General features: G+C 60.0%; 24 protein-coding genes and 1 other annotated feature. Of the genes, 18 read left to right on the forward strand and 6 right to left on the reverse strand.

The features are described from left to right. Positions 1-34 precede the first annotated feature (34 nt). The 3 genes from NLM33_RS41750 (at position 35) to NLM33_RS41760 (ending at position 2,340) form a co-directional block, all read left to right on the forward strand. A protein-coding gene (locus NLM33_RS41750; RefSeq protein ID WP_254096555.1) for an IS630 family transposase occupies positions 35-1,104 on the forward strand; the annotation gives its coding sequence in 2 pieces (ribosomal slippage) (positions 35-521 and positions 521-1,104; 1,071 coding nt in all). A gap of 53 nt (positions 1,105-1,157) precedes the next feature. Then, on the forward strand, positions 1,158-1,856 hold the full coding sequence (locus NLM33_RS41755; RefSeq protein WP_254104230.1) for a hypothetical protein: 699 nt from the start codon (positions 1,158-1,160) through the stop codon (positions 1,854-1,856). A gap of 274 nt (positions 1,857-2,130) precedes the next feature. Then, positions 2,131-2,340 (forward strand): hypothetical protein, encoded by a 210-nt coding sequence (locus tag NLM33_RS41760; RefSeq protein ID WP_254104231.1) that lies wholly within the window; start codon positions 2,131-2,133, stop codon positions 2,338-2,340. Positions 2,341-2,520: 180 nt separating this feature from the next. Here NLM33_RS41760 and NLM33_RS41765 read toward each other — a convergent pair whose 3' ends face one another. Next, entirely contained in the window at positions 2,521-2,760 is a 240-nt protein-coding gene (locus NLM33_RS41765; RefSeq protein WP_371930065.1) for a MarR family transcriptional regulator, read from the reverse strand. Further along, positions 2,757-4,334 carry an NEL-type E3 ubiquitin ligase domain-containing protein gene (locus NLM33_RS41770; protein ID WP_371930066.1) on the reverse strand — a complete coding sequence of 526 codons (1,578 nt, stop codon included), beginning with the start codon at positions 4,332-4,334 and terminating at the stop codon, positions 2,757-2,759. The genes NLM33_RS41765 and NLM33_RS41770 overlap by 4 nt, the downstream gene beginning before the upstream one ends. Positions 4,335-5,071: 737 nt before the next feature. Between NLM33_RS41770 and NLM33_RS41775 the strand changes: the two genes are divergently transcribed. Both NLM33_RS41775 and NLM33_RS41780 read left to right on the forward strand, forming a co-directional pair. Further along, positions 5,072-5,317, forward strand: a complete 246-nt coding sequence (locus tag NLM33_RS41775; RefSeq protein WP_254104233.1) for a hypothetical protein — start codon at positions 5,072-5,074, stop codon at positions 5,315-5,317. A 209-nt stretch (positions 5,318-5,526) separates the two neighbouring features. Then, positions 5,527-6,303, forward strand: coding sequence for a hypothetical protein (locus tag NLM33_RS41780; RefSeq protein ID WP_254104234.1), 777 nt, complete (start codon positions 5,527-5,529; stop codon positions 6,301-6,303). A gap of 349 nt (positions 6,304-6,652) precedes the next feature. Here NLM33_RS41780 and NLM33_RS41785 read toward each other — a convergent pair whose 3' ends face one another. Further along, complete coding sequence (locus NLM33_RS41785; protein WP_254104235.1) at positions 6,653-6,907, reverse strand: DNA-binding protein; 255 nt, start codon at positions 6,905-6,907, stop codon at positions 6,653-6,655. A 440-nt stretch (positions 6,908-7,347) separates the two neighbouring features. On the opposite strand from NLM33_RS41785, the gene NLM33_RS41790 reads away from it, so the two are divergent. Then, the gene (locus NLM33_RS41790) at positions 7,348-7,671 is read left to right on the forward strand and encodes a hypothetical protein (RefSeq protein ID WP_254104236.1); all 324 of its coding nucleotides are present in this window, start codon (positions 7,348-7,350) and stop codon (positions 7,669-7,671) included. A gap of 122 nt (positions 7,672-7,793) precedes the next feature. Beyond that, a complete protein-coding gene (locus tag NLM33_RS41795; RefSeq protein ID WP_254104237.1) occupies positions 7,794-9,047 on the forward strand; it encodes a recombinase family protein in 1,254 nt (417 codons plus the stop codon). On the opposite strand, the gene NLM33_RS41800 is transcribed toward NLM33_RS41795, so the two are convergent. The 3 genes from NLM33_RS41800 to NLM33_RS41810 all read right to left on the reverse strand — a co-directional run bounded on the left by NLM33_RS41800 (position 9,011) and on the right by NLM33_RS41810 (position 11,903). Continuing rightward, positions 9,011-10,242, reverse strand: a protein-coding gene (locus NLM33_RS41800; RefSeq protein ID WP_254094988.1) for an IS3 family transposase whose coding sequence is annotated in 2 segments (ribosomal slippage) — positions 9,011-9,951 and positions 9,951-10,242 — 1,233 coding nt in all. Because the reading frame shifts where the segments join, the coding sequence is not laid out codon by codon here. The two genes, NLM33_RS41795 and NLM33_RS41800, sit on opposite strands and share 37 nt — an antisense overlap. Continuing rightward, positions 9,842-9,958: a sequence feature (AL1L pseudoknot), on the reverse strand. (Overlaps the previous gene by 117 nt.) A gap of 12 nt (positions 10,243-10,254) precedes the next feature. Next, the gene (locus NLM33_RS41805; protein ID WP_254104238.1) at positions 10,255-10,929 is read right to left on the reverse strand and encodes a hypothetical protein; all 675 of its coding nucleotides are present in this window, start codon (positions 10,927-10,929) and stop codon (positions 10,255-10,257) included. Positions 10,930-11,594: 665 nt separating this feature from the next. Further along, entirely contained in the window at positions 11,595-11,903 is a 309-nt protein-coding gene (locus tag NLM33_RS41810) for a hypothetical protein (RefSeq protein WP_254104239.1), read from the reverse strand. 332 nt (positions 11,904-12,235) lie between these two features. Here NLM33_RS41810 and NLM33_RS50040 point away from each other — a divergent pair, with 332 nt between their 5' ends. The 11 genes from NLM33_RS50040 to NLM33_RS41865 all read left to right on the forward strand — a co-directional run bounded on the left by NLM33_RS50040 (position 12,236) and on the right by NLM33_RS41865 (position 23,563). Continuing rightward, entirely contained in the window at positions 12,236-12,523 is a 288-nt protein-coding gene (locus tag NLM33_RS50040) for a hypothetical protein (protein WP_371930067.1), read from the forward strand. 653 nt (positions 12,524-13,176) lie between these two features. After that, a complete protein-coding gene (locus tag NLM33_RS41820) occupies positions 13,177-14,412 on the forward strand; it encodes an FAD-binding oxidoreductase (protein WP_254104240.1) in 1,236 nt (411 codons plus the stop codon). A 97-nt stretch (positions 14,413-14,509) separates the two neighbouring features. After that, positions 14,510-15,352, forward strand: a complete 843-nt coding sequence (locus NLM33_RS41825) for a transporter substrate-binding domain-containing protein (RefSeq protein WP_254104241.1) — start codon at positions 14,510-14,512, stop codon at positions 15,350-15,352. Between the two features lie 4 nt (positions 15,353-15,356). After that, complete coding sequence (locus NLM33_RS41830) at positions 15,357-16,328, forward strand: proline racemase family protein (RefSeq protein ID WP_254104242.1); 972 nt, start codon at positions 15,357-15,359, stop codon at positions 16,326-16,328. Positions 16,329-16,339: 11 nt separating this feature from the next. Beyond that, entirely contained in the window at positions 16,340-16,993 is a 654-nt protein-coding gene (locus tag NLM33_RS41835) for an amino acid ABC transporter permease (RefSeq protein WP_254104243.1), read from the forward strand. After that, positions 16,993-17,838 (forward strand): amino acid ABC transporter ATP-binding protein, encoded by an 846-nt coding sequence (locus tag NLM33_RS41840; RefSeq protein WP_254104244.1) that lies wholly within the window; start codon positions 16,993-16,995, stop codon positions 17,836-17,838. The genes NLM33_RS41835 and NLM33_RS41840 overlap by 1 nt, the downstream gene beginning before the upstream one ends. A gap of 6 nt (positions 17,839-17,844) precedes the next feature. After that, positions 17,845-18,744 carry a dihydrodipicolinate synthase family protein gene (locus NLM33_RS41845; RefSeq protein ID WP_254104245.1) on the forward strand — a complete coding sequence of 300 codons (900 nt, stop codon included), beginning with the start codon at positions 17,845-17,847 and terminating at the stop codon, positions 18,742-18,744. A 159-nt stretch (positions 18,745-18,903) separates the two neighbouring features. After that, positions 18,904-20,337 carry an NAD-dependent succinate-semialdehyde dehydrogenase gene (locus NLM33_RS41850; protein ID WP_254104246.1) on the forward strand — a complete coding sequence of 478 codons (1,434 nt, stop codon included), beginning with the start codon at positions 18,904-18,906 and terminating at the stop codon, positions 20,335-20,337. 36 nt (positions 20,338-20,373) lie between these two features. Continuing rightward, on the forward strand, positions 20,374-21,762 hold the full coding sequence (locus NLM33_RS41855; protein ID WP_254104247.1) for a PLP-dependent aminotransferase family protein: 1,389 nt from the start codon (positions 20,374-20,376) through the stop codon (positions 21,760-21,762). 157 nt (positions 21,763-21,919) lie between these two features. Then, positions 21,920-22,231, forward strand: coding sequence for a tautomerase family protein (locus NLM33_RS41860; RefSeq protein ID WP_254104248.1), 312 nt, complete (start codon positions 21,920-21,922; stop codon positions 22,229-22,231). Between the two features lie 63 nt (positions 22,232-22,294). Next, positions 22,295-23,563 carry an IS256 family transposase gene (locus tag NLM33_RS41865; RefSeq protein WP_254094380.1) on the forward strand — a complete coding sequence of 423 codons (1,269 nt, stop codon included), beginning with the start codon at positions 22,295-22,297 and terminating at the stop codon, positions 23,561-23,563. Positions 23,564-23,672 lie beyond the last annotated feature (109 nt).

Genomic DNA, 23,672 nt, shown 5'->3' on the forward strand with positions numbered 1-23,672 from the left:
CGATGATTCAACATGGCAATTGGAGGGAGTTGCCATGGGCCAGCCGATTGCGGTTCGGACGGATTTGACGGCGGTTGAGGTGCGCCGGTTAGCGCGGCGGGCGAAGGACAGCGATCAGGTTCGGCGGCTTCTGGCGATTGCTGCGGTGCTCGATGGCGCCTCGCGCACGGAGGCCGCCAAGGTCGGCGGGATGGACCGGCAGACGCTACGCGACTGGGTGATCCGGTTCAACGAGCAAGGGCCGGATGGTTTGATCAATGTCCCCGCGCCAGGTGCGCCGGCGAAGCTCAACGAGGAGCATCGGGCGTTTCTGGCGCAGATCGTGGACGAAGGGCCGATCCCGGCCATCCATGGCGTGGTGCGCTGGCGGGCGTGTGACCTGATCATGCGGCTGCACGAGGAGTTTGGCATCTCGGTATCAGACGACACGGTCTATCGCGCCCTCAAGGACCTCGGCTTCTCACACGTCAGCGCCCGGCCGAGAGCTTACAAGCAGGATCCCGATGCGATCGAGGCATATAAAAAAACTTCCACTCCAGCGTGGAGGACATCCGCAGCAGCCTTGCGCCGGACACGCCGGTAGAGGTGTGGTTCCAGGATGAGATGCGGGTGGGCCAGAAGAATAAGCTCACCTATCGCTGGGCCAGAAAGGGATCGCGGCCGCGGGCAGCCCATGACCAGCGTACGCAATCGACGTACCTGTTCGGTGCCGTATGTCCTGAACTCGGAACTGGCGCCGCTCTGGTACTACCTTTCTGCAACACCGAAGCAATGCAGCTTCATCTCGATGAGATATCCACCAAGGTCAGCCATGGTGCCCACGCCATCATCATCCTCGATCAGGCTGGATGGCACGGAGCGAAGCAGCTGAGCGTTCCGCACAACATCTCGCTGCTGCCATTGCCGCCGCGTTCGCCCGAGCTGAACAGCCAGGAGAACATCTGGCAGTTCATGCGCCAAAATTGGCTGTCAAACCGCGTCTTCAAATCCTACGACGACATCGTCGACCACTGCTGTTACGCCTGGAACACCCTCATCGCGCAGCCGTGGAAGATCATGTCGATCGGGCTCCGCGATTGGGCTTACATCGGTCGATCATTATGAGGATTGGTATTAATGGGCGGCCGCACCGACGTCCCAGTGCCGGTCCATGGCGCGTGATTTACAACAGTGCGGGCGAGGTTGAGTTGCAGGAGTTCTGCACCACGGAGGCTTTGACGGCGCCGAGCGCGCGAGTGCGGGGAGCTAGAAACCTGATTATTCGGGCAACAGCGAAGCTCGCACCCTTGCCGAAGATGAGTAACAAGAAGGTCTGGACGGACGTCTTGGGCAAAGGTCGTTCGACTCAGGTCACCGAACGAAGCACTGGCATCATCCTTTATGAGGCCTATCGACTGAATGGCGTGCTGCACCGCTCCGAAAATGAAGGACCGGCGCTCACAACATACGATCAGTTCGGCAAGAAGGAATACTATTATTTGAAAGGCCAACTGCACCGGGATTCGGGACCGGCATTCCAAGACGAGTGGAATGAAGCCTATTATCAAAATGGGCAACTCCACCGGGACTCGAAGGAGGGGCCGGCCCGCAAAGACGAATTGACTGAGGAGTACTATGAGAATGACCAACTCCACCGGGATCCTAAAGAGGGGCCCGCTTTCATAGAGCGCGGCGATGTGTCGGAGTACCTCGAATACTGTTGGGAGGGCGAGCTCCATCGCGACCCGCAAGACGGCCCGGCCAAAGTCTTCAAATCGTCTGGACTCACGTTGGTCGAATACCGCGTCCACGGCAAGCCGTCACGCGATCCGCGAGTTGGTCCCTGGCTCCTCGTCACTGAGTCGGAAAGATCCTGAGACAAGAATTTTGCGAAGGCGACAGGCAGCCGACTGCCCTCGTCGAAGCGAAACCGGTCGTCGCGCAGCCGCTGGTGGTCGCTACAACGGCGGAAAAGGCAGTCACCGAACATCCCGAGCCCGAGATTGCGAGTTTGTACCGCAAAAGTGCGCTCTGTACGTGCCTTTCGGGGAAGCCTGCGGCTCGCTTGTGACAACCCCGCTTGAGCGCCTCGGCCTGGAAACGGGCATCGAGGCCGCCATCGGGGCGGGCTCAAAACCGAAAGGAAATATCATGAGCAACAAGCAACCAACACTGATCGCCTACAGCGTCAAGCAACGCGAGGGCAAACAAGACTTCTTCCGCCGGATCGGCGCTGCGTTCCCGCACGAGAAGGGCCAGGGTCTGACGATCGACCTCGACGCCCTGCCGCTCGGTGGGCGCATCGTTCTTCTCGAACCGAAGGACGACAAGGCTGAAGCCAAAGCGGAAGGAGAGGCTTAATCAAGCGTCTTAGCTTCAGCCGATTGCGCGAAGCTTCTCGACAACGGCCGCCGCCAGGCGGCCGTTTAGGGAACGCCGGCGCCCTCCGACAAGCGGGTCAACGTCATCGTGCGCTTTCGTCATGACCGCCTAGGACTAGTGGCTCTGCAAAGTGATTTTGACGGGTTGCGTCCCGGGCGGTCAGATTAGTTCGGGCAGGCTTTTGGGATCAACGAGGACCTCGATGCTGCGAGGTGTTCTTGGCTGCCTTCTGATGAGGCCAGCTCGCTCCAGCGTCAGCACCATTTGGTGAACCGACGGCGGGCTGACGCGAAAATATTCTTGCATGTCGGTTTCCTGGGCGGCGGCGATCAGGATGAGAACACGCGTTCTCAGGCTGTTTGTCGCTCCATAATCCCCCGCAAACGGAGCGCATTTCATAACTCGAGGCCGCGGTCCCCGAGCACCTTGCGCATCAACGCGCCCTTGATCTCGCGGGTGATTTCTTTGAGGAGATCGGGTCCGAGCGCCTCCGCGGCTGCGGCTCTGAGCTCCGGTGCGGCATCGGTCAGGTGATGATCGGCGAGCCGTTGCTGCAGGCGCGTCTCGAACTCCTCGCCCATCGCATCGGCGAGCCGTTCCTGCATCGCTGCATAAGCCTCGGGTGCAATGCGGCTCACCACGGTTTCCAAGGGTTGCCAGCGGGTTACCAGATAGTCGGCGAATCCTGCCGCCTCTTCGTCTCGCACGCGCGTCTCGGCCGCAATGAGGTCGTCCTCGGTGACGTAGGAGACGGTGAAGAAGCGCATGTCCGGAGCGATATGCTGCAGCTTGAGCCGCTCGCGCAGCTTGATCTGATAGGCGAGATAGACCTCGATCTCGTCGACAAAGCGGAGCGAGCTGACTTTCTGCCGGGCGATCTTCTCGAGCTGGTCCAAGCGGAACAGCACGCGGGCTTGCTCGATGAGCTCGTTGAGCCGCTCGTCATAGGCTCCGTCCTCGACATCAGCGTTTAGACGTGCGCTCTGCATGCCATTCCAGGTCAAAGTGATGCGATCCTCGCAGGTCTCGCTCGCCCCGAAGGCCAGTTGGAAGTACTGCTCGCGCAACCGCGGCCTGATTGCCGCCTGCCGCAAATCCTCGGCCACCGCCTGCCGGAACTCGGGGTTGCCATAGTTCACGGTGTGCCGCAGCCGGTCGAGGAAGAGGGCGTACTGCTGGGCGCCTAGTTCATCAGTGACGGTCTGCCAGGCGGCCACCACCTGCGGCTCGCCCTCCAGCCAGTCCGCGACGACCTCGGGCAGAGGCCGCGGCGGCGCTTGCTCCGATCCTTCGTCTCTCGAGAAGTAGAGGTTTGGGCCGGCATAGCCCGGGACATTGCAGGCTGCCGCCAGATTGGTCCGTACCCGCTCGGATAGCGGGTTACCCACCAGATCAACGACGCACTCAGGGCCGAGCCGCGTCAGCAGCGTCTCGGGCAGGCTGGTCAGCTGGTTGTTGCTCGCGCCGAGAAATTCGAGCCCGGGCGGGAGGCGGGCCGGCAGATTGGTCAGCCGGTTGTAGCTAGCGTTCAGCTCCAGAAGCGTGGCCGGAAGGTTATCGGGCAAAGTAGTCAGCTGATTGTCGTAAACGTTGAGGCGCAAGAGCCCGGCCGGGAAGGCGGCCGGCAGGTTGTTCAGCTGGTTGCGCATGGCGTAGAGCACACGGAGATCGGTCGGAAGGGGGTTGGGCAAGCTGGTCAGCTGATTGCCCCAGATTGTCAGACGCTGGAGCGCGGCGGGAAAGGCGGCGGGCAAGGCTGTCAGGGATAGCAACGAAAGGTCCAGCAGCGCATGGGCCGCGGCGGCATCAAGCCAGGCTCGCGTTCGTCTTACGGCCTCTTGCCGATTCTCCTGTTCACCCTGTCCGTCGTCGGCAGCCCAGCCCTCCAGAACCTGGTCCTGCGCCGTTTCGCGCGAAGCCCGAGCCTCGCGGTTCGTCGGATCGCCAGCGGCAGAGATGCGCGCCCTGGTCAAGGATCCAACCCACTGCGTTGCGGCCCGGGTGAGCGTGCATAGGCAGCCTGGCTGTTGGTCTCGTTCGGAAGAGACAGTCGTAACGCCGTCCCCCGGTTGGTCCTGTCCTGGGTTCATCGATGCGTCTCTCCGGTCGCCAAAACAAGGGGAATGCAAGGGAGCGGCGCTTCTCGAGGCCCGTAGCCCACAATTTTACAGCTTCAACCTCGCATTGATCAGGATCAATCGAGCAAGTCTCTTTGTGTACTCGTGAGCCGGTGACGCGTGCGACGTCCTTCAATTGCTGGTTATTTTGTTCCTGCAATCGGCGTGCCGCTCGCGAAAGCGTTGCTGCCGTGTCGAGACCAAAAAACAGCGGTTTTGCCGCCACAGCAGCGGAACGATCAGGTTGCTTGGTTCGGTTTGTCGCATCGACGTTTCAAATCAGACAGAATGGTACGCGAGAATGGGAGCTATCGACGAATCTTGGTGACGGAAGGGGTGCGCGCGATCAGGCCCGCCGTTTTTGTGGGTTCGAGCCAAAAGGACCTCAGGGCCTTCCCTGCGGCCGTCCGGAGCGAGATCGGCCAATCCCTTTTTGAAGCGCAACTCGGTGAACGCCCACGTAACGCAAAGCCTTAGGGAACGCCGGCACCCTCCGACAAGCGGGTCAACGTCATCGTACGCTCTCGTCGTGACCGCCTAGGACTAGGGGAGGCCGCCGCTTCGGAACGTTTGGCAATCTCTAGCAGCACGGATTGCCGCCGAGGCTGGTCGAGGAACGACGTCGTAAAGACGCAGCGACGGAGGCATTCTTCAAGGAGTGTGAAGCCAAAATTGCAAGGTCGGAAGAGCAACGCATCGATCAGATGTACGATGAAATGATCGAAGGCTGCGCCATGCAGGCCCATTCGCTAGGAATGATGGCTTGGGCTGTGGTGATCATCGGTGCGATCGTTCTTTTCGTGAACGTGTACGTTTCGCTTCATGGTAGCGCGCCATGAGACCTGTAGCCGCTACGCCTTCGCCGCAGTCGGATATGTTCGCTCAAGTTGCGACACGAGCATAAATCTCCTTGGCATTGTTTTATTGCTTGACATACGACGAGTATTTCTAATGCTGTCCAATTCGAAATGTCGATTCTCTCCGGTCATCCGCAAAGTAAGTTTGGCGGATTTTCTGCCGGTGAGCCGAAGCGCCTTGGGGGGTAACGGTGGCTAGCGCGGAAAAATTCTTTAGCGACATTAAAGACCATCCGGACCGTTTCTATATCATCCACTATTCGTCTCAGTCCTTATTCGACGCCGAAGCGGGCGCGTTGTCGCCTCGAATCACTTCCATCGTGGTGCGGCACTACACCTCGGGGCAGACTGTTAGTTTTTCAACGCACACAACCGCAGAATATCTCCACATCCCACCCGATGAGGTGGAAGGGAAATACGACGAGATCGAGCGGGAATTGCTTACGCATTTCTACAACTTCGTGCGCGATCGGCGCGAGAAGTACTGGGTCCATTGGAATATGCGGAATGTTACCTTTGGCTTTGAGCATATTGAACATCGATATCGGGTGCTTACAGGTCAAGAACCGCCGAGCATTCCGATAGAAGTGCGGATCAACCTGAATGACGTTTTGAAAAACCGTTATGGCGGCGACTACGCTCCAGATCCAAAAATGCTGTCGTTGATGGAGCTAAACGGCAGCAAGGTACAAGGCTTCCTGTCCGGCAAAGAGGAATCTGAGGCCTTCAAGGCCAAAGACTTCATCAGAATGAATACGTCCACCATTGCTAAGGTTGGTTTCTTTAGTTTCGTTATTACACAGGCCGTCAAGGGAAAGCTCAAAACAGCCGGCCATGGTCTCTTGAACTTCATCGACAGATTGCTCGAAAGTCGGAAGGCGCGGCTGGTCGCGGGTATCAGCGCATGTGTTGGCTTGCTTGTTGGTCTTGTCCAGCTCGTGATTTGGTTGCTGCCTACGCATAGTTGAAGGTTGACGGGAGGATTCAGCATCGCTTGCCGCTTACGGTCGGAAAAGGGTGATAAAGAGAGCGCCGTGGGTTGACACGGCGCTTTTTTGTTGCCGCGCCGACGCCCAAAGTTCCATTTTTCAGGGCGCTCCTCGGGCGCAATCGCCAATGATTTGACCGCCTTTGGGTGATTGGGCGTGAAGTCGGAAACTCGGGAAAGTGCTTGTTTTACGCTGTTTAGTGAATGTCAGTGATGTCGCGGGAGGGATATGATTTCGACTTCCAAGCTGAATACGACGGTTCGATTCCCTTCACCCGCTCCAACGTCCCTCTTCACCCGCTCCGCTCGGGGTCTTCAATACTCGGGCCTCATGGATTAGGCTTGCGCGGAACGGCTCGTTCTTCCTGACTGGTGATGAATTTCAAAAGCTCCGATCTGCGCGCGTGGAGCACCGAGCCGAGCCGAAAAATTGGCAAGTTACTTTTTTGCGCCAGGTAATAGACCTTGCGAAGCCTGCGCTGGGTTACCTTCTTGTACAGGAATTTTGTGATAGCGCGCGCTCCCTCCAGCATGTCATCACCGAGTTCGTCTTCAGGGTTCTGCGGGACCGCGTTCGGCTCCATATGTCCTCCTAAATGCTGTTGGTGGGACCCTCGCGATTGCGTGGGACATTCCCGGTCAGCAGACAGGAGTATTAGCCCTTAACCGATACTGATTTGGTTGGTCAGCCGGAGCTGCCAAAAACCGGTAAGTCCATCATCTCCGTTGCACGCATTCCTTTCAGAGGGCGCCATGGGAACGCACGCATTGTCTTTTTTTGGTAGCTCTCACGTCAATTCGCAATTCACTGCTTTGCCAAACATTCCCAGCCGCTACGCTCGCCTGCATACGATTGTAATCAGAATCCGTTACCTGCCACACGTTCGTGTGTGGAGTCCGGCGAAGTGAATCAGAGCGTGATGCATAGGATCGAGCGTCAGATTTTGTAACCTTTGGTATTCCCAGAGTTTTCGAAAGCGCGATGCGCTTACGTGCGGCCTAATGATGTCGGATGAGGGACATCATGACAATGGACCGCAAGCATCAAGCAGACCGTGGCCGCAGAAGGAGCGACGCGGCTTCCGCTTCCGTTGAGGGCTCGGAGTTCGTCAATCGGATCGTTGACCGTGCGGCCGGTGGCGATTTCCTGGACCAGACCATTGCAGTCTGGCAGCCCTATGCGGACCACGCCCTAACGCGCGAGGATGCGCGGGAGATGGTGCACAACGTCGTTGGCTTCTTTCGCGTATTGCGCGAATGGGCCGAAGAAGAACGTCGTGACGCGGCAGCGGCAGAATCATCGCCACCATCTATCCAGCTCGGTGACGCTGAGTCGAATGGGGCGTAATCCTCTCGTAGCAAGCGACGCTGCAAGACTTCCAGACGTGCCGGAAGCTGATGTTGGGAATCTTATTGCGCTTGCATCGGCTTCCTGATTCAATTGCTTGAACTCTCGCCGTCAGGAAGCCTATGAAAAGGAAAAAGGAATTGAATGGTGCGCTGGCCGCGAAGAAGGCGGTCGCCTATGCGCGTGTCTCGACCAAGGAGCAAGAAAAGGAAGGTTTCTCGATCGACGCTCAAAAGAAGCTGTTGGCCGGTTACGCGCAGGCGAATGCGCTGGTCGTCGCGAAGGAGTTTGTGGATGTCGAGACCGCAAAACTGAGCGGCCGAACCAACTTTGGCGAGATGATCCGGTACCTTAAGAAACATCCGGACGTCCGCGTCATCCTTGTCGAAAAGACGGACCGGCTCTACCGCAATCTCAAGGATTGGGTGACGCTCGACGAGGTCGATATTGAAATCCATCTGGTCAAAGAGGGCGTGGTGCTGTCGCGCGAATCTCGGTCTTCCGAGAAGTTCATGCACGGCATCAAGGTACTCATGGCCAAGAACTACATCGACAACCTTTCGGAAGAAGCCCGCAAGGGCATGGCCGAGAAAGCCCAGCAAGGCTATTGGCCCACCAGCGCGCCAATCGGCTATCTCAATACACGCAATCCCGAAGGCAAGAAGATCATCGAGATCGACGCGAAACTTGGGCCAGCCGTCAAGAAGCTCTTCGAATGGTACGTCACCGGCGATTATTCGATTGGGCAACTCGCGCAAAAGGCGCGCGCCGATGGCCTCGCCTCGCGCGTTACGGGAGGTCCGGTTGGTACCGCGCAGATACATAACATTCTTCGCAATCGGCTCTACACCGGCGAATATGAGTGGCATGGCAGCGTCATAAAGGGCCGACATCAGCCTTTGATCTCGTACGATCTTTGGGAGCGCGTGCAGCTTCGGCTTGAGGATCGCGGCAACCGCAAGCTGCGGCGTGGACCGAGAGAGTTCGCCTTCTCGGGCCTTATGAACTGTGGCCACTGTGGCTGCGCCCTTGTCGGAGAGATTCAGAAGGGCAAGTACATCTACTATCATTGCACCGGTTACAAAGGGAAATGCGGCGAGCCCTACGTTCGCGAGGAAATCATCGCCGGCAAGTTCGCCGAACTGATGGGCCGGCTACACTTTTCAGAGAAGGTCCATGAATGGATCGTAACCGGGCTACATCAAAGCCACGTCGATGAAAGAAAGGAACACGACGCGGCGGTGAAGCGGCTTCAGGCCGAATACGATCGTCTGACCCAGCGCCTCGGCGCCATGTATGTTGAACCGCCCCGGGTTTGCCGGAGGCAATTTGGTTTAAGTTATGCCGCCATGGCGGGTTGTTCCAGCATGGCGTAGTAGCGTTGCTCGGCTTCGGCCGGCGGGATGTTGCCGATGGGCTCGAGGAGCCTTCGGTTGTTGAACCAGTCCACCCATTCCAGCGTCGCGAACTCGACGGACTCGAAGCTGCGCCATGGCCCGCGCCGATGGATCACCTCGGCCTTGTAGAGGCCGTTGATGGTTTCGGCGAGAGCGTTGTCATAGGAGTCCCCGACGCTGCCGACAGAAGGTTCGATACCAGCTTCAGCCAGACGCTCGGTGTATTTGATCGAGACGTATTGGCTGCCCCTGTCGCTGTGGTGCACGAGCCCGCCGCGATGGACCGGCCGGCGATCGTGCAGGGCCTGTTCCAGCGCATCGAGCACGAAGCCCGCATGCGCCGTGCGCGAGACCCGCCACCCCACGATCCTGCGGGCGTAGGCATCGATGACGAAGGCGACGTAGACGAAGCCGGTCCAGGTCGCGACATAGGTGAAGTCGGAGAGCCAAAGAACGTTCGGCCTTGGCGCCCTGAACTGGCGGTTGACGTGATCCAGCGGGCATGGCGCGGCCTTGTCGCTGATCGTGGTCTTGACGGGTTTGCCGCGGATGACTCCTTGCAAACCCATGTCCCGCATCAGTCGCGCCACCGTGCAGCGGGCAACATCGAAGCCTTCCCGCTCGAGCTGCCGCCAGACCTTGCGCACGCCATAGACCCGGAAGTTCTCATCGAACACCCGCCGAACCTCGATCTTCAGGGTAGCGTCCTGCCTGGCGCGCGCCGACAGCCTGGCAGGATCGCGCCGCCTGGCCACATGGGCGTGGTAGGTCGAAGGGGCGATCGGCAAGACCTTGCAGATCGGCTCGACCCCATGCGCCCCACGATGATCGTCGATGAAGGCGATCATGGCTTGGACCGGCGGTCGAGCTCCGCCATCGCAAAATACGCGCTCGCCTTGCGCAGGATCTCATTCGCCTGCCGAAGCTCACGGTTCTCCCGCTCCAGCGCCTTCAGCTTCTCGGCCATGTCGGTCGGAACGCCGGCCCGGTGTCCGCTATCGACTTCGTCCCTCTTGACCCAGTCGTGCAGCGTCTGCGGTGTGCAGCCGATCTTGGCCGCAATCGAGGTCACGGCCGCCCACCGCGACGGGTGCTCGCTCGCATGATCCAGAACCATCCGAACCGCACGAGCCCGGACCTCGGGTGAAAACTTGTTCGTCGTCTTGCTTGTCATGGCTCCATCCTCTCAGGAGTTGGAGCCTCCGGCAAACCCGTGGCGGTTCAATAGCATCCATAGGTGCGCTTCATGTCTGCGCCAGAGAGTCGGCAAGCCTTCCCTCAGCCAAGTCTCTAGTGCCGCAAGGTAGAACGCACCAAAAACGAACATCGCGGCCCCAAAGTAGACATCGAAGACTGGGGGTTTATCCGCAGCGAACTGGCCAATTGCAATCCCCATTGTTACCCCACCAAAGCCTGCACCGAATTTGATGAGGCTCCAGACAGCAAATTGCTCGATATGCCACACGAACATCGGCTTCGAGGCTGATCCCGACAAGCCGCTCAAAAAGTAAGTCAACAGCTGCGGGATGATGCCAATAGCGAGAAGACCGCTGACCAACGTCAGTTCTTCCTGTACGTTCACGAGGTAACTGAGCAAGGTCTTGCACGTGCTGGCGTACTCGCCGCAAACCGAAGTTACCTGAATTTGCTTTATCGTTGCGACATAGGACAGCCCCGAAAAAATGACGAAGAACAAGGAGAAGACGTACCAAATTGCATAGATTTCGCGAGGGTGATTATCTTTTAGCTGCCAGAGCGCACGGTAGAGAGCGAAAGTTAAGGCGGAGACAGCAAACATCCTTCCAAGCAGCTGCTCGTGCGAGACGACGAAGTCTCCGACGCTAGAAATAATTTCTGACATGGATGAAAGGCCCCGCAGATCCCCGAAGCGACAATATTGTGCTGGCCTCTGATGTATACGACTTCTCTCCGTGCGATTCACTTGAGGCGGTAGGCAAGAATCCTTGCTCCGTGCATTTCCTGGCGGTGCATTGGTCGAACGACAGAGAGATTACGTGCACTCTCTCTCGGTCCATAACTGGACCAAATTCCAGCACCATTAAAGATTGACGCCGCCCCGGATAAAGCTCTACTACGGGCTGCTCACGTGCCCTGATTGGGTCATGATAGATGATGCTAGCAAGCCGTTGCATGTTGGTCGCATCGCGCATGAAGGGGCGCGTTCCCAACAATCCGGCCTAATGCAACCGACCGCAAAATGGCGGTCTGATCCCGAACGAAGACTACGCGGCCGGGCTCATCTCGGCAGTGGTGGGAATACTTGCTTGCCGCGCGGGACCAAATGATCCCAGAATTCCACAGCGATTTTTGTTGGCTTGCATAGTCGTGCCCGCCTAATAAGCCGGTCCGGCGACAAATTTGGTGCTGATATTTCCGCTATCGTTGCGTTGGTGCCAATAACCTTCCTACCTATGAGCACTACAATCTCACACTCGCGATCCAAGCACCTCCGGGACGTTTGTCGATCTTCGTGCAATTTACTTCAGTTAGTGCTCGTCTAAACCGTCAGTGTTGGGCTCTTGGTGGCTTCGTCTCTTTGGCCTTCTCGCCGACCTCATCATTATCATCAGAACTCTTGAGGTCAGCTTCTGATGGCGCTTCTTCTTGCGGCCGGACTAATTTCCGCACCGCGGCGTCACATTCCATCTCGTAGCAAGTTCCGATTACGACCCCACCAGCGATGATATTGAAGAGCGCTCTGCCGTTTTTGGAAGCCGCTTTGGAAAGAGTGACTGCTGCGCCCTGTGAGTAGGCGGCAGTCGTGAATAGACAGGCGATACCCAGCAAGGATGCCATCAAAGCAAATCTGCGCATGGGGTGGCTCCGCGAATGACTCAATAAACTCGCCTACAATTGACGAAAAGCAGTGCGAATGGAAGTGCTGCGCGCCCTCCGTCCGCCCGTTCTTTCGTGCACATGCTGCCGATCCGAATTGTTGAGGCGGGTCAACCGCCCTTTGTCATGGCCGCGATGGCAGAGCCGAAGTCGTTCAAAAGGTTTTCGCGTTTCCGGACGACTCCGGGACTCGCTCCTGAAAGTGACCGAACGCAAGAAGCCGCGACGCGAATCCGTGACCCGCAAGTCCTTGAAGTGCATAAGATTGTCCCCTCCGCTCGTCGCGTTTACATTCGATTGCACCGCGTGGCATGGAATCCCTCTACCGCGCTAATCGGCTGAGCTTAGTGGTATCCCAAGCCGAATGCATCTGCCGCTGGCCTGCGCTTCTCCGGCTTGATGGCACCCTGGTTACTCGATGGGCGATCAGCCGCGATGCCTTCCAAGCCTATATCGACCACGTGCTGGCGCCCGAGCTCAAATTTGCAGATATCATTGTTATGGACGACCACCTCTCGGGCGATCAGGGAGCAAAGGTTCGCGAGTCAGCCGAGCGGGCACATCCTGCTCTGCGTGGTGCCTTCAGTCCAAAACCGTAGCCCGCGAAGGCGTGTTCCCAAACTCAAAGGCGCACCTGGCCGCTAGGCGTACCGTCGACTGCCTTTGGGCTGCGGTCGCGCGTCATCGATCTCTTCACCCCGCACGAAAGCTCAACTGCTTCTCGGCCCCCCGGGCCACGATCCAGGACTCATCGGAAAAGGTTCTGACCGCGCTAGGAACGTTCCGGTTTCCCGACGAGCGCGTGGCTGCCTTTCCTCGATCGCGCTCGAATAAAACTGCGCCGAGGAAATGCTCAGGTTACCCGAGGGCGCGACTCACGAGCGAATGTTGCGCGCCTCAAGAGAGTCTTTGAGGGGCACGGCGAACGAAGTGGAGAGCAGGTTATTGCCTTGGAACCTAAGATCATCGTGCTCTATGTCATTAGATTAGGGCCAATTGCGCGCCGTATGCGGGGCTAGACAGAACTTCCTTTACAATCAATGAGATGACTTGGAATGGGGCGAGAAGTGAAATTTTATTGAATCCGGCCCGAGACTATGATTGTAGTAGTTCAAATGCTCCAATTTGCACCAGTTGTTATGTGTCAATCGCTCAAGGCGAGAGCGGGGAAGATTGCCGGCATCTCTATGCGGATTCTTGCCTTAGCGCGGCGGACCTCGGGGCAACTCAGCGTGGACAAGGAGATACTCGGATGGCTGAACAACGTGCCGTCGTCGTTATTGGCGGGGGCGTAGTTGGCGTGAGTTGCGCGCTCATGCTGGCGCGGGAAGGGCACAGCGTCACCGTGGTCGAGGAGGGGCGCGTCGGCCATGGTTGCTCTTGGGGCAACGGTGCCCAATACAATGCGGGATCGGCACTTCCCATGGCTCATCCCGGTGTCATGTGGCGTGCACTGCGCTGGTTCGCTGATGCTAATGGCCCGGTGCGCCTCGCCCCGCGTGAGTTGCCCTGTACCCTCCCATGGCTGGTCCGCTTCCTGCGTACTGGGCGTCCGCAAGCCTGGGAGGCGGCGTATGCGGCGCTGCACGCTCTCAACCGGCCGTGTGCCGCTCTGTATCGCGACATGCTCGGAGACACCGACTGGAATCGATTGTTCCGGCCGAACGGTGCCCTCCATGTATGGCGCGACGAATCGCCGAGCGCGCTGGAAGAACTGGTGAGCAGCCTACGGACGCAGCATGGCGTGGCTTTTGAGAAGCTCAGCGCCGAGCAACTGCGCGAGTTGGAGCCGGCTCTGTCCCGCGACTACCGGCGTGGAATCTACTTTCCCAACAGTGGTCATGTGACTTCACCCCCTGCGCTGGTGGAGGGGCTGATGGCGCGAGCCGCTGCGCTTGGCGTTTCAATTCGGGCTGCGCGTGTCGAGGCGATAGAGCCGGGCACGGAACGGGTAACGCTACGGACGAGTACCGGGCCTCACAGCTGCGACACAGTGGTTGTCGCGGCGGGGATCGCTAGCCGCGATCTGGCGCGCTCCCTGGGAATTTCTCTGTCGCTGGCCAGCGAGCGCGGCTATCACATCACAATGTCCGGCATTTCCGGAGCCATCAGCCGTCCCGTGACCGATGCGGCTTCGGCCTTCGTTGCCACGCCACTGGATGAGGGGCTGCGCATCGTGGGAATCGCCGAGTTCAATGCTCCCGATGCGCCGCGCGATGCGAAGCAGAGTCTCAAACTGCAGGCGTATGCGCGCGCAATGCTGCCTGCCATATCGATCAATCAGGCAACTGACTGGATGGGCGTACGACCGTCGACGCCTGACAGTTTGCCGATCATCGGTCCCCATCCCCAGCATCCCGCGATCCTGTTCGCCACCGGCCATGGCCATATGGGCATTAGCGGTGCCCCGATGACGGCCGCCATTATCTGCGACCTCGTCGCCGGCCGCGCGCCGCGGCTCTCCTGCGCTCCCTATCGCGTTCGATAACGACAAAGCAGCGCAAGATTGCGCTTGCATTGTGCTGTGTCATTGATATGATACATTTATAAATTGACATAATACAAATAAAACAGAGGAGACCTCAATGAACCGCTTGGTGCGTGCGATTGCCGCTGCCGCCATTGGCGTGGCTGCCATTCTCGGAACGACCTCTGCGCCGGCGCGGGCCGAAAATCCGTCTCTTGTGCTCGATCGCATCAAGGCGAGCGGGAAGCTCAAATTCCCGGTGATGGTCGCGGAGGAGCCCGGCTACATCAAGGATCCGCGTACCGGCGAATGGTCGGGATTCTTCGTCGACTGGGGCAAGGATATCGCCAGTCTGCTTGGCGTTCAGATCGAATATTACGAGACGACCTGGGGCAACCTCGCTGCCGATTTCCAGGCCGGCAAGGTGGATCTTGCGGTGGCTCTCAACCCCAATCCTCGCCGCGGCCTCGTCATCGACTATGTGCCAGGCGCCATCGTCGAGGGCATTTGGGCTCTTGTCGCGCGTCCTGGCTTTACGCCCAAGACCTGGCGCGAGATGGACAAGAAGGAAGTGCGCGTCGCCGTGCAGAAAGGCGGCACGATGCAGGTGATCGCCGAATCCGTGATCCCGAACTCAACCATTGTCGTAGTGCCCACGCGCGACCAGGCGGTACTGGAATTGCAGTCAGGCAAGGTCGACGCGATGATCGTCGCCGACCAGGACGCCGCGCTTCTCGACTCAAAAGGGGTCGGCAAGGCCGTTGTGCCCATGCCGGTGCTGCGCAACCCCGCGACGATCGGCATCCGCCGCGAAGCCGGAAATGAGGGGTTCTCCAACTTCCTGGCCAACTGGATGTCGCAGCAGAATTCACTTGGTCTCGCCTGCTCGCGCATCACTCACTACATGCTCGAGCGCGGCATCGACATGAAGGTAGTTCCCCAGTCCGGCAAGTATTGCTGACGCCATGCGTACGAGCCGCCTCTTTACTGTCATCGACAGCCACACCGCAGGGCATCCCACCCGAACGGTCATGTCGGGCATCCCTCCGTTGCGCGGGCAGAGCGTCCGCGAGCAGCGGGATGATTTCCGCAACAACCATGACGGCTTGAGAACGCTGCTGCTCCATGAACCGCGCGGGCATGCCGCCATGGCGGCGGCGGTGCCCGTGCCCTCCCGCGACGCGGACCAGGGGCTGTTCTTCATCTTCTCCTACGTCTACGCCGACATGTGCGGTCATGCCACGATCGGTTACATCGCCAGTCTCGCTGCTACGGGAGCCCTTCCGCAAGGCTTTGAGCAAAACGGGATGTCCATCGAGACCCCGGCGGGCATCGTTCATGTGACCGGCACGTTCGACGCCGGACGGCTCACTTCGGTCCTGTTGCGCAATGTACCCTCCTACGTTCTTGCCTCCGACGTCGTTTCGGAGGTCAAAGGCCTTGGCAAGGTGACCTGTGACGTCGCTTATAGCGGTATCACGTATGCACTGGTCGCCGCTGACCAAGTCGATCTTCCCTTCGACATCGACCATGCCAGCGGATGGTGCCGCGCGGGCATGGCGATCAAGGAAACGCTCAATGCCCGCAGCGGGGTGCCGCAGGTTGGCAGCATTCTCTTTCATCATCCCATCGAGGAGGGTGCCCGGCACCTGGTCGTTTTGGCCGGCAACAAGTTTGACCGTTCACCGTGCGGCACTGGCACTTCCGCCCGGTTGGCCCAACTTCACGCCCGCGGGCAATTGGCGGTAGGCGCCTCATATCGGGCCGAGAACATTCTCGGTGTGCCCTTCGAAGCGAAAATAGCGGAGTTGGCTAAGGCCAGCGACGGCAGGCCGGCCGTCATTCTGGAGGTGCGCGGCATGGCTCATGTCACCGCATTTTCCACTCTCGTTCTGGAAACAGACGATCCGCTGCCTGCCGGCTTCCTTCCCAACTGACGGAGAGTGCCATGAAATTCGATCCGTCCATCGTCTTCGCGAATTGGGACATCCTTGCCTACGGCCTGCTCGTCACTCTGAAATACACGATCTACACCTGCGCCATCGGACTCGCGATCGGCCTCCTCGTGGCGCTGCTTCAGCTCACTCCATGGCCACTCGTGCGATGGACCGGCCGAGTCTGGGTCGAGTTCTTCCGCAACATCCCGCTGCTGGTGTTGCTGATGTGGACCTATTACGCGCTGCCGATCTTCCTTCAGATCCAGATCGGTAAGGAAACGGCCGGTGTTCTGGGTCTCGGGTTCTACGCCAGCGGCTTCTATGCCGAGATCCTGCGCGCCGGCGTCCAATCGATCGACCGTGGCCAGACCGACGCCGCCATCGCTTTGGGCATGGGGTACGTGCAGCGCATGAAGCGCATCATCCTGCCGCAGGCGCTCCGTCGCATGGTGCCGCCGCTGATGGGCCAGACCATCATGCAGCTCAAGAACACGACGCTTCTGTCGGTGCTGACCATCCCCGATCTGCTTTATCAGGCGGGCTACATCGCCAGTTTCACCTACCGGCCGATGGAGGTCTATACCGTCATCGGCGCCGTCTTCATCCTCTTGCTGTTCCCCCTCAGCGCTCTTTCTCGCCGATTCGAACGCAAGGAGGCCGCGTGATGACGGTCACATCCACCGAAGTCGTACTGAGCGTACGCGGCATCGAGAAGTCCTACGGGAAGAATCATGTACTGCGTGGCGTGGATCTCGACGTCCATCGCGGAGAGGTGGTCTGCCTGATCGGCGCGAGCGGCTCGGGCAAGACCTCGCTGCTGCGCTGCATGAACCTGTTGATGGAGCCGGACCAAGGCGAGATTGTCATCGAGGGGGCGCCTCTGTTCCGCAGCACCGGTGACGAGCGGCTGAAGCTCTCCGGCAGACAGGTCAGTGCCGTGCGCACCAAGACCGGCATGGTGTTCCAGAGCTTCAACCTGTTCCCCCATCGAACCGCACTGGAGAACATCATCGAAGCGCCGCTAGTGGTGAAGAAGGTGCCGCGCGCCGAAGCCGAAGCTCGAGCACGCGAGCTCCTCGCGCGCATGGGCCTTCCCGACGCCGGGCACAAATACCCTTCGCAATTGTCGGGCGGCCAACAGCAGCGCGTCGCCATCGCCAGGGCGCTCGCTATGCAGCCCACCATCATGCTTTTCGACGAGCCGACCTCGGCGCTGGATCCGGAACTGGTGGGCGAAGTGCTCGCCGCTATCCGCCAGCTGGCCGCCGAAGGAATGACCATGGTCATCGTCACCCACGAGATCGGCTTCGCCTATGAGCTGGCAGACCGTGTGGTCTTCATGGACCAAGGAGTCGTCGCAGCCAGCGGGGCTCCGCGCGAACTCCTGCTGTCGAACGCAAACCCGAGGCTCGCGGCCTTCGTCGGACGGTTTACCGAACAGGCCCGTCTTCTCGGCCCCCTCACTTCGCCGGCGGCTGCACCTTCAACCGCATCTTCCAACAAAGGATAGTAGATCATGACCAATGTGAACTGGGGCGGCATCTTCCCCGTGCTCGTCACTCCCTTCGGAGCCGACGGCTCCATCAACGAGGCCCGATACAAGGCACTCATCGACGACGCGATCGCCAACGGCGCGCAGGGCGTCGTAGCGGCCGGCAGCACCGGAGAATTCTATGCGCTTACCAAGACCGAGCGCGCGCGCCTCTACAAGTTGACCGTCGACCACGTGGGCGGCCGCGTTCCCGTCCTGGCAGGCGTTGCCGACTTGCGTGTCGAGGATGTGCTGGAAGCATGCCAGTCGGCCGTGGCGGCGGGCTGCGCGGGCGGCATGATCCTGCCGCCGATCTACGCCATGCCGAGCCCGCGCGAGATCGTGGCCTTCTTCGAGTACATCTCCCGGAACACGTCGCTGCCGCTGATGCTCTATAACAGCCCGCGTCGCGCCGGCATCGATATCACCCCGGCCCTCGTGGAGCAGCTTTCGGCGCTGCCGACCGTCGTCGCTATCAAGGATAGCTCCGGCGTGATCACTCAGGTGTCAGAGCTCGTGCAGCGCGTGGGGAACAGACTTCGTGTCTTCGTCGGCTACGAGACAATGATCGTGCCGGCTCGCGCCGTTGGTGCTCACGGAGTGGTCGCTATGGCGCATCAAATCGCCGGGCCTTTGATCCGCGACTACTGGGACAAGGCTCTGAGTGGCGACAAGGCATTGGATGATCTCGGCCGTGACGTCTTCGCCTTCTATCGTTGCTTCCAGTCCGGATCCTATTACGCGGCCATCAAAGAGACCATGAGCCAGCTTGGCCGGGGCGCGGGTGGTCCGCGCCTGCCGCTGCTGCCGCTGGCCGACGAACAGAAGGCGGCCATCGCGAAGATCATCTCCGATGCCGGTCTTACTCGCTGGGGGAAGACTTAAGGGGCAATCAGTCATCCGCCATCAGAATCGGTAGCGGCCCCCACCAACTGCGCGAGCAAGAACGATTCGCATCGGAGCCGCATCGACACAGGAAGTCGATCCAATCGGGCTCTCGTCCACTCGCGTCTGAGCTCATCATATCCGTCTAAGGAATAGAATATGTACACGAAACTGGCACTCCTCATCGATGGCGAATGGATCGAGGAAACCAATGCTGGAAGCGAAACCGTTCTCAACCCGGCCACGGAGCAGCCTCTCGGCAAGCTGCCGCACGCCGGAACGGCAGAACTCGACCGCGCACTTGCAGCGGCAAGCCGGTCCTTCGAGAGCTGGAAGCGCACCTCGCCTTATGAGCGTGGGCAGATTTTGCGCCGCGCGGCTGGCCTGATGCGAGAGCGTTTAGACCACATCGCGACGGTACTGACCCTGGAGGAAGGTAAGACCCTCGCGGAAGCAAAGGGCGAGATCACCGCCGCAGCAGAGTTCTTCGACTGGTTCGCGGAAGAGGGGCGGCGCAGCTATGGGCGTGTCATCCCGGCGCGCCTGCCCGATATGCGCCAGACGGTCACGCAGGAGCCGGTCGGGCCCGTCGCTTGCTTCACGCCCTGGAACTTCCCAGCAGTAACGCCCGCGCGCAAAATCGCCCCCGCTCTTGCCGCCGGATGTACTTGCATCATCAAGCCGGCTGAGGAAACGCCGGGTACCACGCTGGAAATAGCGCGGGCGCTCACCGACGCAGGGCTCCCCAAAGGCGTGCTGAACGTGGTCTTCGGCGTACCGGCGAAAGTCTCCGAATATCTGCTGCGCTCCCCCATCATCCGCAAAATCTCGTTCACGGGATCAACACCAGTGGGACGACACCTCGCTCGGCTCGCTGGAGAGACCCTGACCCTCGCCACCATGGAGCTCGGCGGTCATGCACCGGTGATCGTCGCAAAAGACGCCGACGTGCAGCGCGCCGCGGAGCTCTCCATGGCCATCAAGCTGCGCAACACCGGCCAGGTCTGCACATCGCCGACACGCTTTTTCGTGGAGCAGCCGGTTTACGAAGAGTACCTCGAACACGCGCGTGCCTACGTCGAGAAGCAGGTCGTGGGCGACGGCCTGCAAGCGGGCACCACGGTGGGTCCCGTCGCCAACACACGCCGCGTCGCAGCGATGGACGACCTGATCTCCGATGCCTTGTCCCATTCGGCGCGCCTTGTGGTCGGAGGTGAACGACTGAAGGGAACAGGTCTGATGTATCGGCCCACGATCCTGGCGGATATGCCCGACCGGGCGAGGGCTATGAGCGAGGAGCCGTTCGGCCCCCTTGCGCTGGTACAACCTGTTGATGATCTAGAACAGGCCATCGCACGGGCGAATGCATTGCCTTACGGTCTGGCCGGATATGCCTTCACCCGCTCTGCCGCAACGGCGAACCGGATAGCGGAGGAGATGGAGGTCGGCGTTATCGGCATCAACCAGATGGTGGTGACGATACCCGAAACGCCGTTCGGTGGAATCGGCGACAGTGGCTGGGGCCGCGAAGGCGGCATCGAGGGTCTGGAGTCCTACACTGTTAGAAAGTATGTCGGCCATCTTCATGTCTAGCAGGCGATGAGCCCGAAAGAAAAAGGAGCGCGGGACATGAGCCTGGATGGACCAATTTCGAGCTGGCGACCTCGGCAACTCGCCTCTGAGGGGCCGCGCTACCTCGCCCTGGTCAATGCTCTGGAGCAGGACATTGCCGATGGCCGGCTGTCGGACGGTGATCGCCTGCCGCCGCACCGCGACCTGGCACGGGAGCTTAGTCTGTCCGTCGGGACCGTGAGCAAAGCCTATCAGGAGGCCGAACAGCGCGGCATTGTCAGCGGCCATGTCGGGCAGGGCACCTTCGTCCGGCGCCGCTCCGCCACCCGAGTCGAGCCGACGGCAAGACATGAACCGGTCAATTTGGCGTTGAACGTACCCGTCGAGGCAGGCGAAACGCAAATCCTGTCCGCGATGTTCAGTGAGGTGGTGCGCGAGCCTGATCTTGCGCCGTTGATGCGCTACCACCCCCATGGCGGCATCTGGAAGCACCGCGAAATCATCGCTGCTTCGCTGTCCGACAACAGCTTCACCGTCGAACCGGCAAGGCTGTTTCTTTGCAACGGCGCCCAGCACGCCTTAGACATCGCCCTGCGCCTGGTGGCAAAGCCCGGCGACAGCATCTTAGTCGATACCTTCACCTATTCCGGCTTCAAAGCCATCGCCGCTGCCAGCCATCTAAACTTGGTGCCCGTGGAGATGGACGGCGAGGGAATAAATCCGGAAGCGCTAAGACAGGCGTGTCACGCGTCCGGGGCGCGGGTGCTCTATTGCATGCCGACCTTGCAGAGCCCAACGGCCCGTACCATGAGCCTCCCCCGCCGGCGGCGCATCGCTGAACTGGCCGAGGAGCTCGATCTCGCCGTCGTTGAGGATGACGTTTACAGCTTCTTCTTCTCCGAGCGTCCGGCGCCAATCGCCTCGTTGGCGCCAAGCCGCACCTTCTACGTCACGTCCTACTCCAAATGCCTTGCGCCAGCCTTCCGACTCGGCACGCTGTCGGTACCGACAGACTACATTGCTCAAGCCGAGCTCCTCCTGCACGCTTCCGCCTGGTTCGTGGCTCCGATACTAAGCGAGGTGGTGGTGCGGCTGATCGAGAGCGGCAAACTGGAAGAACTTCTGCGTGAGCGGCGCCTGCAGGCGCTCGAGCGTTACCGGGTGTTCCTGGACGTCTTTCCCAAGGCCGCAAAGCTTCAGTCCCCGGCCTTCTACGGATGGTTGCCATTGCCGCAAGGGTGGTCCGCAGATCAATTTGCCGCCGCCGCCCGAGGTCGCGGCATACTTGTGACCCCACGCATCGCGTCCGCGGTTGGCGAGGAGGATCCCCGCGCAACCCGCATCTGCCTTGGCGCGCCAAGAGATATTGCCGCACTTTCTGATGCGCTCCAGACTCTGCGCGATATCCTGGCTCGCCATCCAATAAACGTGGTTTCTGTCGCCTAGCCTTCGCTCGCTCAGCTTTCGGTCCGTTCCGGCCCGGTCATCGCAATGTGGTCAAACGGAGCGAATGCGAGCCAGCTTCGTGGAAAGGGCAACGATGACGATGGCACGAAAGCCGTTCTCGCCCCCATGATGGCAAGTCTCTTGAGGAGATCCAAAGATGCCGAGCACACGGATCACAACGGGCAGGTGGGCTCGTGGCAGCGAGCAAAAGGTTATCGAAACGGTCCAATCGGCGCTGCTCTCCGCGCTGAAGATACCTGACTACGATCGCGATGTAGTCCTCGACATCTACGATGCCAACGTCCGGATCATTCCCACCGGCCGATCGGACCACTACACGCGTGTCGAAGTCGTGATGTTCTCCGGCCGATCGCTTGAAGCAAAGCGTGCACTCTACAAGGCTTTAGTCACAAACCTATCCGCGCTCGGGGTGCCGAGCTATGCGGGAAACTGGGTGATGACGGACTGAGATAGGCGGCGTATCGAGGCGGGTGTCGAGCCTGCCAGAACCTCTCAAGGAGAGCGATACGCCATGAACGAGACTAGCAATATTGTTGCCCTTCGTCAGCCCGACGATATCGACGATCCACTGACCAATATTCTGCGAGCTGGTGCTCGGCAACTTCTGGCGCAGGCCGTGGAGGTCGAAGTCGAGACGTTTCTTGCCACGGTGAAGGATTTGAAGCTGGCCGACGGGCGCGCCCGTGTCGTGCGACATGGTTACGGCCCGGCGCGGACGATTGCGACCGGCATCGGCCCGGTCGAAGTGGCGCGGGCAAAGATTCGCGACCGTGGAGCGGCCAGCGATGGCGAGCGGATCCGGTTCAGCTCGGCGATCCTGCCGCTGTGGGCGCGGCGCACCCGGAGCCTGGATGCGCTGTTGCCGGTGCTGTATCTGCGCGGCATCTCGACCGGCGATTTCCGGGAGGCACTGACGGCCCTGCTGGGCAAGGACGCGCCAAACCTGTCGCCTGCGGTGGTTTCTCGGCTGACGGCCGAGTGGCAGGGCGAGTACGAGCGCTGGCAGAAGCGCGATCTGTCGGCGCGACGCTACGTGTATGTGTGGGCCGATGGCGTCTTCCTGCAGGCGCGCATGGAAGACCACGGCGAATGCATGCTGGTGCTGATCGGCGCGACGCCGGAAGGCAAGAAGGAGCTGATCGGCTTTCAGGTCGGCGTCCGCGAGAGCGCGCAGAGCTGGCGTGAGCTCCTGATCGACGTGAAGCAGCGCGGGTTGCAAATCGCCCCTGAAATTGCCGTTGGTGACGGCGCGCTCGGCTTCTGGAAGGCGCTTGACGAGATCTGTCCCGGCACGCGGCACCAGCGCTGCTGGGTGCACAAGACCGTCAACGTCCTGGACAAGGTCCCGCTCTCGGTGCAGGCCAACATGAAGAAGGACCTGCGCGAGGTCTATTGGGCGCCGAACCGGGCGGCCGCCGAAGCGGCGATCGACATCTTCGCCCAGAAATATCGCGCCAAGTACGGCCGGGCGGTCGAATGCCTCGCCAAGGACCGCGACGCACTGCTGGCCTTCTACGACTTCCCTGCCGAGCATTGGGATCACTTGCGCACGACCAACCCCATCGAAAGCGTGTTCGCGACCGTGCGGCACAGAACCGTGCGGACGAAAGGATCGCTGTCGGCAACGACCGCCAGGCTGATGGTGTTCAAGCTGGTTATCGCCGCATCAAAAACCTGGCGGCGGCTCAAAGGCACAAATCAGTTGCCGAAGATCATCGCAGGTGTCAGATTCAACGACGGCATCGAGGTCATCCAAATGCCGGCAACCCACGCCGCCTGATCACCTCGTCACCCAAAATTCTGCATAGCTCCGGGGTGCCAGCCACAGAGATCAAGATCATCTTGCTTGAAGTGCCAGCGGAGAATTGGGGACTCAGAGGTGGCTACCC

Source organism: Bradyrhizobium sp. CCGUVB1N3, from assembly GCF_024199925.1.
In the GTDB taxonomy this organism is placed as follows: domain Bacteria; phylum Pseudomonadota; class Alphaproteobacteria; order Rhizobiales; family Xanthobacteraceae; genus Bradyrhizobium.

What these genes read in the sequence shown, in the direction of transcription:
- NLM33_RS41785 (WP_254104235.1), bottom strand. Translation starts at nt 6,907, where the DNA reads ATGGAGCCGAACGCGGTCCCGCAGAACCCTGAAGACGAACTCGGTGAT.
- NLM33_RS41855 (WP_254104247.1), top strand. Translation starts at nt 20,374, where the DNA reads ATGAGCCTGGATGGACCAATTTCGAGCTGGCGACCTCGGCAACTCGCC.
- NLM33_RS41790 (WP_254104236.1), top strand. Translation starts at nt 7,348, where the DNA reads ATGACAATGGACCGCAAGCATCAAGCAGACCGTGGCCGCAGAAGGAGC.
- NLM33_RS41805 (WP_254104238.1), bottom strand. Translation starts at nt 10,929, where the DNA reads ATGTCAGAAATTATTTCTAGCGTCGGAGACTTCGTCGTCTCGCACGAG.
- NLM33_RS41810 (WP_254104239.1), bottom strand. Translation starts at nt 11,903, where the DNA reads ATGCGCAGATTTGCTTTGATGGCATCCTTGCTGGGTATCGCCTGTCTA.
- NLM33_RS41825 (WP_254104241.1), top strand. Translation starts at nt 14,510, where the DNA reads ATGAACCGCTTGGTGCGTGCGATTGCCGCTGCCGCCATTGGCGTGGCT.
- NLM33_RS41865 (WP_254094380.1), top strand. Translation starts at nt 22,295, where the DNA reads ATGAACGAGACTAGCAATATTGTTGCCCTTCGTCAGCCCGACGATATC.
- NLM33_RS50040 (WP_371930067.1), top strand. Translation starts at nt 12,236, where the DNA reads ATGGAATCCCTCTACCGCGCTAATCGGCTGAGCTTAGTGGTATCCCAA.
- NLM33_RS41835 (WP_254104243.1), top strand. Translation starts at nt 16,340, where the DNA reads ATGAAATTCGATCCGTCCATCGTCTTCGCGAATTGGGACATCCTTGCC.
- NLM33_RS41850 (WP_254104246.1), top strand. Translation starts at nt 18,904, where the DNA reads ATGTACACGAAACTGGCACTCCTCATCGATGGCGAATGGATCGAGGAA.
- NLM33_RS41860 (WP_254104248.1), top strand. Translation starts at nt 21,920, where the DNA reads ATGCCGAGCACACGGATCACAACGGGCAGGTGGGCTCGTGGCAGCGAG.
- NLM33_RS41760 (WP_254104231.1), top strand. Translation starts at nt 2,131, where the DNA reads ATGAGCAACAAGCAACCAACACTGATCGCCTACAGCGTCAAGCAACGC.
- NLM33_RS41845 (WP_254104245.1), top strand. Translation starts at nt 17,845, where the DNA reads ATGACCAATGTGAACTGGGGCGGCATCTTCCCCGTGCTCGTCACTCCC.
- NLM33_RS41765 (WP_371930065.1), bottom strand. Translation starts at nt 2,760, where the DNA reads ATGAAATGCGCTCCGTTTGCGGGGGATTATGGAGCGACAAACAGCCTG.
- NLM33_RS41820 (WP_254104240.1), top strand. Translation starts at nt 13,177, where the DNA reads ATGGCTGAACAACGTGCCGTCGTCGTTATTGGCGGGGGCGTAGTTGGC.
- NLM33_RS41795 (WP_254104237.1), top strand. Translation starts at nt 7,794, where the DNA reads ATGAAAAGGAAAAAGGAATTGAATGGTGCGCTGGCCGCGAAGAAGGCG.
- NLM33_RS41840 (WP_254104244.1), top strand. Translation starts at nt 16,993, where the DNA reads ATGACGGTCACATCCACCGAAGTCGTACTGAGCGTACGCGGCATCGAG.
- NLM33_RS41830 (WP_254104242.1), top strand. Translation starts at nt 15,357, where the DNA reads ATGCGTACGAGCCGCCTCTTTACTGTCATCGACAGCCACACCGCAGGG.